The following is a 9,218-nucleotide window of genomic DNA, read 5'->3' on the forward strand; positions in this document are numbered from 1 at the left end:
GCTGGACTGGCCGGTGCCGGACTACAGCACGGTGTGCCGACGTCAGAAGACGCTGCAGGCCCAGATCACCTACCGTCCCAGCGCCGAGCCCCTGCAGCTGCTGGTCGACAGCACGGGGGTCAAGTTCCTCGGCGAGGGTGAGTGGAAGCGCAGGAAGCACGGGGCCGAGTATCGCCGCGAGTGGCGCAAGGTGCATCTGGGCATCGACGCGCAGACGCTGGAGATCCGTGCGGTCGAGGTCACGAGCAATGCGATTGGCGACGCGCCGATGCTGCCCGAGCTGCTGGCGCAGATCGCGCCGGACGAGGCCATTGCCAGCGTCACCGCAGACGGCGCCTACGACACGAGGGCGTGCCGGGATGCGATCGCGCAGCGCGGCGCGGTGGCAGTGATCGCACCGCGCAAGAACGCTCGCCTGTGGCGCCGCTGCAGTCCGGGATCCGAGTCCCGAAACGAGGCCGTCCGGGCATGCCAGCGCCTGGGCACAAGCATCTGGAAGACGTGGAGCGGCTATCACCGACGCAGCTTGGTGGAGACCAAGATGCACTGCCTCAAGCGCCTGGGCGAGCGGGTCACGGCGCGCACCTTCGAGCGTCAGGTGGTGGAGCTGCATGTGCGCGTGGCCCTGCTCAACCGCTTCGGTCAGATCGGCCGGGCGCAGACCGTGCCGGTGGGTGCCGTGGCATGAGTCCGTCTGGGGTTGGGGTCAGGGGTCTGCTCGTGGGTTTGTGCAACAGAGCCCCTGCACCTCGATGTGCGCGCCGCGCCGGCGGCAGCCCAGCACGACGCGGCCTCGGTCGGTGTAGCGGATGGCGTTCGACAGCAGGTTGCGCACGATGCGCTCCAGCAGCACCGGATCGGTCCGCACCGCGAGCGCGGGGCCGTGCAGGTGCAGCGTCAGCCCCTTGGCCTGGGCCAGCGGCCGGGCCTCCTCGGCCAGCCGCGCCAGCAGCGGGCGCAGGGCCACCGCGCGGGGGCGGGCCTCCATCACGCCGGCATCCAGCCGAGAGATGTCCAGCAGCGACGAGAACAGCGTGCCCAGCGTGCGCACCGCCTCGCCGATGTGATCGACGATCGGGCGGGCGGTGTCCGGCAGCGGCTCCTGCCGCAGCGTGCCCACCAGCAGCGACAGGCTGTGCACCGGCTGGCGCAGATCGTGGCTCGCCGCGGCCAGGAAGCGCGACTTGGCCATGTTGGCCTGCTCGGCGGCGTCCTTCTGCTCGCGCAGGCGCTCGGCCAGGGCCGCGATCTCGAAGCGGGCCCGCAGCGACTCGACCAGCTTGCCGTTGAGGGTGCGCGCGAAGCGGATCGTCAGCAGCACATAGGCGAACACGGCGAAGGCCACTGCCTGATACAGCGTGCCGCCCAGCGCCAGGCTGCCGCCCACCGAACCGACCGCGCAGGGCAGGAAGAAGGCCATGAAGGCGGGCAGGTGGATGGTCTGCGAATGCAGCGAGCTCGACACCATGCCGGCCAGCATGAAGATCACCAGCAGCCGGTGTTCGATCTGGCCGTGCGGCAGGAAGGCCAGGGCGCCGCCCGCCCACAGCAGGCCGGAGGTCAGCGAGAGCGCGGTGTGTCGCCGCAGCAGCGCGTCGACCCTGCTCGGCCAGTCCCGGCGCCGCGCGGTGTGGCGCCACAGCGCCAAGCGCAGCACCGAGTGCAGGCCCAGCAGCGCCAGCCAGGGGTCCAGCCGGCGGGCCGGCACGACGTCCAGCAGCACGCCGGTCTGCGCGGCCGCCACCAGCAGGCTGCCGAGCACGATGAACGGCGTGTTGCGCTGCAGCGCCGCCAGCTGATGGAGCCGGACGCGGCGGGCATGCATGTCAGGCATGGCGCATGGCGGCGGCGCGTCCCGGCGTCCGGACGCTTCAGTCCTCGGCCACCAGCGTCTGCATGCCGGCCCATTCCTCGCCCGGGCTCAGGCGCACCGGGTTGCCGATCTGCGCGGCCTCGACGCAGAGCATCAGCGGCCAGTCCTCGTCGGGCATGTCGGGCAGGCTGGCGCACTTCTCGGGGCCGGGGTTCCAGACCACCGTGTCCTCGAACTGGCTGGCGATGATGCGCACCTTGCGGCCGGCCTCGCGCAGCAGCAGCTCGCGCGGCGCCTCCCAGTAGATGCGGTCGAGCTCCTGGGCGATGGTGACCACGTCGACCCACTGCTGGCGCGGCTGGTCGATGACGGCGTCCTGGTAGTTGACGTTCTGCAGACCCTCGAGCTGCGCGCGGCGCACGTCGCCGCAGCGCAGGTAGGTGTGCAGCGCGGCCTGGAACTCGATCGTGCTGTCGCCGGTGTTGATCACGGCCAGCTCCATCTCGAGGCGACGGGCGTCGACGCTGATCGTCATCTCCACCGCGAAGCCGTGCGGCCAGATCGCGCGGGTGGCCTCGTCGGCATCCAGGCGCAGCACCGCGAAGGCGTGCTCGCCGCGCACGGTGGCCTCCTGCAGCGCCCAGGCGCGGTTGCGCGCGAAGCCGTGCTTGGGCAGCGGGCCCTGCTGGTTGAACTGCGGGAAGATCACCGGCACGCCGCCGCGCACCGCGGCCGTGCCGCCCAGCGCGCTGGTGGGCGAGAGGTAGAGCTGCTCCTCGCCGAGCGCCGGAATCCACGACACGACATGCGCGCCGTGCAGCAGGACGGTCGCCTGCGCGCCGGCGGGCGAGCGCAGATGCACGGCCGGCTGGCCGTCGAACAGGCAGGCGCCGGTGGGTTGCGAGGCGCGGGGCAGGGCGGTGTCGTCGCTCATCGTGCGTGGAGACTGGGGGATCAGAGGGTGCGGAAGACCTCGGCGGCGGCGGCCACCGTCGCGGCGATGTCGGCGTCGGTGTGCGCGGCGCTGACGAAGCCGGCTTCATACAGCGCAGGCGCCAGGTAGATGCCGCGGTCCAGCATGCCGTGGAAGAAGCGGTTGAAGCGCGGCTGGTCGGTGGTCATCACCGTGGTGTAGTTCTGCGGCAGCTCCGGCATCAGGAAGAAGCCGAACATGCCGCCCTGGCTGTCGACGCTGAAGGGCACGCCGGCGGCGTCGGCCGCGCCCTTCAGGCCGTCGACCAGCGCGCGGGTCTTGGCGCCCAGCGCGTCGAAGAAGCCGGGGCGGCTGATCTCGCGCAGCGTGGCCAGGCCGCAGGCGGTGGCCACCGGGTTGCCGCTGAGCGTGCCGGCCTGGTAGACGCCGCCCAGCGGCGCCAGGTGCGCCATGATGCGCCGCGAGCTGGCGAAGGCCGCCAGCGGCATGCCGCCGCCGATGACCTTGCCGAACACCGAGATGTCCGGGCGGAAGCCCGGAATCGCCGCGGCGTACAGGCTCTGCGCCGAGCCCGGCGCGACCCGGAAGCCGGTCATCACCTCGTCGAAGATGAACAGCGCGCCATGCTGGTCGCACAGCTCGCGGATGCGACGCACGAAAGGCACGGCCGCGCGCACGAAGTTCATGTTGCCGGCGATCGGCTCGATCATCACGCAGGCGATCTCGGGCCCGTGGGCCTTGAAGGCCTCCTCGATCTGCTCGAGGTTGTTGTACTCGAGCACCAGCGTGTGCTGCACCACCTCGGCCGGCACGCCGGCGCTGGTCGGGTGGCCGAAGGTCGCCAGGCCCGAGCCGGCCTTGACCAGCAGCGCGTCGGCGTGGCCGTGGTAGCAGCCCTCGAACTTGATGATCTTCGAGCGGCCGGTGGCGCCGCGCGCCAGGCGGATCGCGCTCATGCCGGCCTCGGTGCCGGAGCTGACCAGGCGCACCTGCTCGATGCTCGGCACATGGCGGATGATCTCCTCGGCCAGCTCGACCTCGCGCTCGGTGGGCGCGCCGAAGCTGAAGCCCTCGACCGCGGCCTTCTGCACCGCCTCCAGCACCGCCGGGTGGCCGTGGCCGAGGATCATCGGGCCCCAGGAGCCGATGTAGTCGATGTACTTCGTGCCCTCGGCGTCCCACATGTAGGCGCCCTGGGCGCGCTGGATGAAACGCGGCGTGCCGCCGACGGCGCGGAAGGCGCGCACGGGAGAATTGACGCCGCCGGGAATCACCTGGCGGGCGCGCTCGAACAGCTGGTCGTTGGTGGTCATCGGTCGCGGGCCGGTCGGAGCCGGCGGTCTTGTGGGGGCCGCGGGCGTCCGTCCGGTCCGGGCGGACCCCGATCGGCCGAAGGAAGGATCAGTGGATGCTGCGCGGCTTGCCGGGCGCGGGCTCCAGGCCGGCCGTCATCGGGTCTTCGGCGCCGGTCTCGCCTTCCTCGTCCTCGGGCGGCAGCGCCCAGAAGAAGCGGTCGGGCACGACATTGCCCATGCCCGGACGGAAGCCCGCGTCGAGCGACTGGTCGAGGAAGGCCAGCGCCTCCGACACCGCCAGGTGCAGTTCCTGGCCGGTGGCCAGAAGTGCGGCCAGCGCCGCCGACAGCGTCTCGCCGGCGCCGATGAAGCTGGTGTCGAAGCGCTCGAACTTCTCGCCGGTGATCGCGCCCTGCGGCGAGGCCAGCACATTGTCGACCTGGTTGTTGGGCAGCTGCACGCCGGTCACCAGCACATAGCTGGCGCCATGCTCGCCGGCGGCCACCGCCAGCTCGCGTGCGGAGGGCGGGCGCTCGGCGTCCCACTCGGGCAGCAGGAAGTCGGTCAGCGTCTTCTGGTTGCCCACCAGCACCTCGGTCTGCGGCAGCACCAGCTCGCGCAGCGCGTCGAGATAGGCCTGGGCCTCGTCCTCGTCGTCCATCCAGGACAGCGTGGGCAGGTAGGTGACCAGCGGCACGTCGGGATAGTCGGAGAGCACCTCGGCGACGGCGCCGACCGTCTCGGCATTGCCGAGAAAGCCGACCTTCCAGGCCGAGAGGGTCACGTCTTCCAGCACGCCGCGGGCCTGTTCGGTCACCGCGTCGGCCTCGAGCGTGACCTGCTCGAAGACCTCGGCGGTGTCTCGCATCACGATGGTGGCGACCACCGGCAGCGCATGCGCGCCCATCGCGGCGATGGTGGCGATGTCGCCGGCGATGCCGCCGGCACCGGTGGCGTCACTGGCATTGAAGCTCATCACGCAAGCCGGGGCCGGCAGGTCCTGGGGGTCTTCGCTGGCGGGATCGGTTGCGATGGGGTTCATCCGGGGGTATTCGGGCGCGGGAGGTTTCTGGGAATTGTTGCGGAGCTTGCTGCCTGTTCTTGCTTTTCGGGCAAGGCCAGTGGCTACAATCCTCAGCCATTGTAGTGACAAGCTGACCCTCTGCCGTGAGTTCCCCGAAAACCTGGATGTGCCTGATCTGTGGCTGGATCTATGACGAGGCCGCCGGTGATCCCGAGCACGGCATCGCGCCCGGAACCGCCTGGGCGGACGTGCCGATGAACTGGACCTGCCCGGAGTGCGACGCCCGCAAGGACGACTTCGAGATGGTCGAGATCTGACCCCCGCAGGATCCGCGGACCGGCGCCTGTTCCGCGGTGGCCGGTCCTGGCCCTGCAACGCTGACGATGGCTTCAACCGAGGAAAGGTCGCCGTGGAACTGGAACCTGATTCGACGCCCCTCGATGCGGCACGCGAGCGCACCGCGATGCGGGTGCTGGTCATCGACGACAGCAACACCATTCGCCGCAGCGCCGAGATCTTCCTGAAGCAGGGCGGCTGCGAGGTGGTGCTGGCCGAGGACGGCTTCGACGCGCTGGCCAAGGTCAGCGACCACCGTCCCGACCTGATCTTCTGCGACATCCTGATGCCGCGCCTGGACGGCTACCAGACCTGCGCGATCATCAAGCGCAATCCGCAGTTCGCCAGCGTGCCGGTGATCATGCTGTCGTCCAAGGACGGGCTGTTCGACAAGGCGCGTGGCCGCATGGTCGGCTCCGAGGACTATCTGACCAAGCCCTTCACCAAGGACCAGCTGCTGCAGGCCGTGCAGCAGCATGGCCGGGTCGAGGCGTGAGCGGGGCTGACCCGATGACCATCCGCAGCATCCTGCTGGTCGACGATTCCCGCACCGAGCTGCATGTGCTGTCGGACCTGCTGGTGCGCCAGGGCTACCGTGTCCGCACCGCCGAGAACGGCGACGAGGCGCTGCGCCGCATCGCCGAGGAAAAGCCCGACCTGATCCTGATGGATGTGGTCATGCCCGGGCAGAACGGCTTCCAGCTCACCCGCACCATCACCCGCGATCCGCGCTATGCCGACGTGCCGGTGATCATGTGCACCAGCAAGGGCCAGGAGACCGACAAGGTCTGGGGCATGCGCCAGGGCGCGCGCGACTATGTGGTCAAGCCGGTCGATCCGGGCGAGCTCGTCCAGAAGATCCGGGCCTTCGGCTGAGCCGGCCCACCACAGGACGGGACGCGACGATGGCCAACAAGGAAGCGCTCAGGGCCCTGCAGGGCCGCCTGGCCGAGCGGCTGCAGGAGGTGCGCAGCATCGAGCATGTGTCGGGCTGGCTGGCGGTCGAGTGCGCCGGCCAGGCGCTGCTGTTCCCGCTGGCCGAGGCCGGCGAGATCTTCCAGCCCGGCGCGCTGCTGGAGGTGCCGCACACCGAACCCTGGTTCCTGGGCGTGGCCAATCTGCGCGGCTCGCTGACCGGCGTGGTCGATCTGGCCGGGGTGCTGGGCCTGCGAGAGCGGGTGCCCGTCGCGGTGCGCGACCAGGCGCATGTGGTGGCCTTCAACCCGAGCCTGGACATCAATGTGGCGCTGCTGGTCGATCGGCTGGCCGGGCTGCGCCATCCTGAGCAGATGCAGGCGGTGGCGTCGGCCGACGCGACGGCGCCCGCCTTCGCCGGGGGCTGCTGGCGCGACGGGGCCGGGCGGCTGTGGCAGGAGATCCGGCTGTCGATGCTGCCGCGCGAGGAGCGTTTCCTGCGCATCGTCGCCGCCCGATGACCCCGCCGGTCGCCGCTGCCGGCGGCCGGACGACAAGACACAGGAAAGACGAGGCGTGGATGAGTTTCATGGACAGGCTCAAGGGGCGCGGCCGCAAGGACCGCGATGCCGCGCAGCACGAGGATTCCTCGCTCTCCGGCCCGTATTCGGGCCTCGAGGCCGATCTGCGCGACACCGTCCAGGACAGCGGGCTGGGCACCACCGTGTCGGTGCCTGACGCGATCATCAGCGAGGCCTCGCCCTCGGTGCTGGCGGTGGCCGGGCCGCGTCGCGTGGCCGAAGCCCTCGAGCGCCAGCCGCAGCCGGGATCGGGCGCGCGCCTGCCGCTGATCGGCCACTGGTCGTCGGATCGCCAGCAGCGCCTGCTCGGCGGCGTGCTGGCGGCGGGCGTGCTCGGCCTGGTGCTGGCCTCGGTGCTGACCGCGCGCTCGGCCGGCGGCAGTGCCGCGCAGGTCGGCGCGACCGGCCAGGCGCTGATGCAGTCGCAGCGGCTGGCCAAGTCGGTGCTGCAGGCGGTGGCCGGCCGCCCCGAGGCCTTCGCCGAGGTGCGCGATGCCGCCGCGGTGCTGTCGGCCGATGTGCGCGGCCTGCATGGCGGCCGGCCCGAGACCGGCCTGCAGGCGCTGCCGCTGCATGCGCGCGGCCAGATCGAGCCGCTGCTGGCGGTGGTCGAGAAGACCGAGCGCCATGCCGCCACCGTGCTGGCGCAGGAAAAGCTGCTGACCCAGGTCTCGCAGGCGCTCAAGGCGATCAACCGCCAGTCCGGCGAGCTGCTGGAGACCGCCGAGGCGGTGGCCGCGTCCAAGGTGCAGCAGGATGCGCTGCCGGCCGAGGTGTCGGCCGCCGGCCGGCTGGTGATGCTGACCCAGCGCATCGGCAAGTCCGCCAACGAGGCGCTGACGATCGAGGGCGTCTCGCCGGAGGCGCTGTTCCTGCTCGGCAAGGATCTCAACAGCTTCCGCGACATCGCCCGCGGCCTGCTCGACGGCAATGCCGACCTGCGCCTGACCGCCACCCGCGACCCGGCGCTGCGCGCCCGGCTCGAGGCGCTGCTGAAGGCGCATGACGAGCTGCGCGTCCAGGCCGGCGCGATCCTGGGCAATCTGCAGGGCCTGGTGTCGGCCCGCGAGGCCCAGGCAGCGATCATCACCGATGCCGAGGTGCTGCGCCTCGGCCTGGAGCAGGTGCGCACCGGCATCGGCTCGGCCGGCGGGCTGGGCTGGTTCAATGTGGCGCTGCTGGCGGTGTCGCTGCTGCTGGGCGCGGTCGGTGGCGTCGGCCTGCTGATGGTCTTCACCCATGACCAGCGCACCCGCGCGCTGCTGTCGGACAGCCAGCGCCTGGAGGCCGAGCGCCAGGAGCGCGAGGCCAAGCGCGTCAACGACGCCAACCAGGCGGCGATCCTGCGGCTGATGAACGAATTGCAGACCGTGGCCGAAGGCGACCTGACGCAGCAGGCCACCGTGACCGAGGACATCACCGGCGCGATCGCCGATTCGGTCAACTACACCGTCGAGGAACTGCGCTCGCTCGTCTCGCAGGTGCAAGGCACGGTCGCGCGGGTGACCGACACCACGCAGCAGGTCGAGGCCACCTCCACCGAGCTGCTGGCCGCGTCCGACGAGCAGCTGCGCGAGATCCGCGAGACCGGCGAGGCGGTGCTGCAGATGGCCGGGCGCATCCAGCGCGTCTCGGGCCAGGCGCAGCAGTCGGCCGACGTGGCGCGCCACTCGCTGTCGGCGGCGACCTCGGGCCTGACCGCGGTGCTCGACACCATCGGCGGCATGAACACCATCCGCGAGCAGATCCAGGAGACCTCCAAGCGCATCAAGCGCCTGGGCGAGTCCTCGCAGGAGATCGGCGAGATCACCGAGCTGATCTCCGACATCACCGAGCAGACCAATGTGCTGGCGCTCAACGCCGCGATCCAGGCCGCGTCGGCCGGCGAGGCGGGGCGCGGCTTCTCGGTCGTGGCCGAGGAGGTGCAGCGCCTGGCCGAGCGCTCGGCCGATGCCACCCGCCAGATCGCGGCGCTGGTCAAGACCATCCAGACCGACACCGCCGATGCGGTGGTGGCGATGGAGCGCTCGACCCAGGGCGTGGTCGAGGGCGCCAAGCTCTCCGACAACGCCGGCACCGCGCTGACCGAGATCGACCGCGTCTCGCGCCAGCTTGCCGAACTGATCGAGGCCATCTCGGCACAGTCCCGCCTGGAGGCCGAGTCGGCGACCATCGTCGCGCAGAACATCCAGCACATCTTCGCGGTCACCGAGCAGACCGGCGAAGGCACCCGGTCCACCGCGCAGCTGGTCCGGCAGCTCTCGCGCACTGCCGAGGAGCTGCGGCAGTCGGTGGCGCGCTTCAAGATCAGCTGAGCGAG

The 9,218-nt window shown here is 71.0% G+C and carries 10 protein-coding genes; 6 read left to right on the forward strand and 4 right to left on the reverse strand.

Going from position 1 to position 9,218, the window contains the following annotated elements:
• On the forward strand, positions 1–688 hold a 688-nt coding region (locus NFT33_RS08555), incomplete at its 5' end, for an IS5 family transposase (RefSeq protein ID WP_251674610.1).
• An 18-nt stretch (positions 689–706) separates the two neighbouring features.
• On the opposite strand, the gene NFT33_RS08560 is transcribed toward NFT33_RS08555, so the two are convergent.
• The 4 genes from NFT33_RS08560 to thiD form a co-directional block, all read right to left on the reverse strand.
• Entirely contained in the window at positions 707–1,825 is a 1,119-nt protein-coding gene (locus NFT33_RS08560; RefSeq protein ID WP_251674612.1) for a sensor histidine kinase, read from the reverse strand.
• A gap of 46 nt (positions 1,826–1,871) precedes the next feature.
• Positions 1,872–2,747, reverse strand: a complete 876-nt coding sequence (locus NFT33_RS08565; RefSeq protein ID WP_251674614.1) for a D-hexose-6-phosphate mutarotase — start codon at positions 2,745–2,747, stop codon at positions 1,872–1,874.
• A 20-nt stretch (positions 2,748–2,767) separates the two neighbouring features.
• Positions 2,768–4,060, reverse strand: a complete 1,293-nt coding sequence (gene hemL / locus NFT33_RS08570) for a glutamate-1-semialdehyde 2,1-aminomutase (RefSeq protein WP_251674616.1) — start codon at positions 4,058–4,060, stop codon at positions 2,768–2,770.
• Positions 4,061–4,148: 88 nt separating this feature from the next.
• The gene (gene thiD, locus NFT33_RS08575) at positions 4,149–5,084 is read right to left on the reverse strand and encodes a bifunctional hydroxymethylpyrimidine kinase/phosphomethylpyrimidine kinase (RefSeq protein WP_251674618.1); all 936 of its coding nucleotides are present in this window, start codon (positions 5,082–5,084) and stop codon (positions 4,149–4,151) included.
• Between the two features lie 146 nt (positions 5,085–5,230).
• Between thiD and NFT33_RS08580 the strand changes: the two genes are divergently transcribed.
• The 5 genes from NFT33_RS08580 (at position 5,231) to NFT33_RS08600 (ending at position 9,213) form a co-directional block, all read left to right on the forward strand.
• The gene (locus NFT33_RS08580) at positions 5,231–5,383 is read left to right on the forward strand and encodes a rubredoxin (RefSeq protein ID WP_037480977.1); all 153 of its coding nucleotides are present in this window, start codon (positions 5,231–5,233) and stop codon (positions 5,381–5,383) included.
• 146 nt (positions 5,384–5,529) lie between these two features.
• Positions 5,530–5,898, forward strand: coding sequence for a response regulator (locus tag NFT33_RS08585; RefSeq protein ID WP_149505108.1), 369 nt, complete (start codon positions 5,530–5,532; stop codon positions 5,896–5,898).
• 14 nt (positions 5,899–5,912) lie between these two features.
• Complete coding sequence (locus NFT33_RS08590) at positions 5,913–6,278, forward strand: response regulator (RefSeq protein WP_037480979.1); 366 nt, start codon at positions 5,913–5,915, stop codon at positions 6,276–6,278.
• Between the two features lie 29 nt (positions 6,279–6,307).
• Positions 6,308–6,838, forward strand: coding sequence for a chemotaxis protein CheW (locus NFT33_RS08595; protein WP_149502353.1), 531 nt, complete (start codon positions 6,308–6,310; stop codon positions 6,836–6,838).
• A 59-nt stretch (positions 6,839–6,897) separates the two neighbouring features.
• Positions 6,898–9,213 carry a methyl-accepting chemotaxis protein gene (locus NFT33_RS08600; RefSeq protein WP_251674620.1) on the forward strand — a complete coding sequence of 772 codons (2,316 nt, stop codon included), beginning with the start codon at positions 6,898–6,900 and terminating at the stop codon, positions 9,211–9,213.
• The last annotated feature ends 5 nt before the right edge of the window (positions 9,214–9,218 follow it).

It is taken from the genome of Sphaerotilus sp. FB-3 (assembly GCF_023706025.1).
GTDB classification, from domain to species: domain Bacteria; phylum Pseudomonadota; class Gammaproteobacteria; order Burkholderiales; family Burkholderiaceae_C; genus Sphaerotilus; species Sphaerotilus sulfidivorans.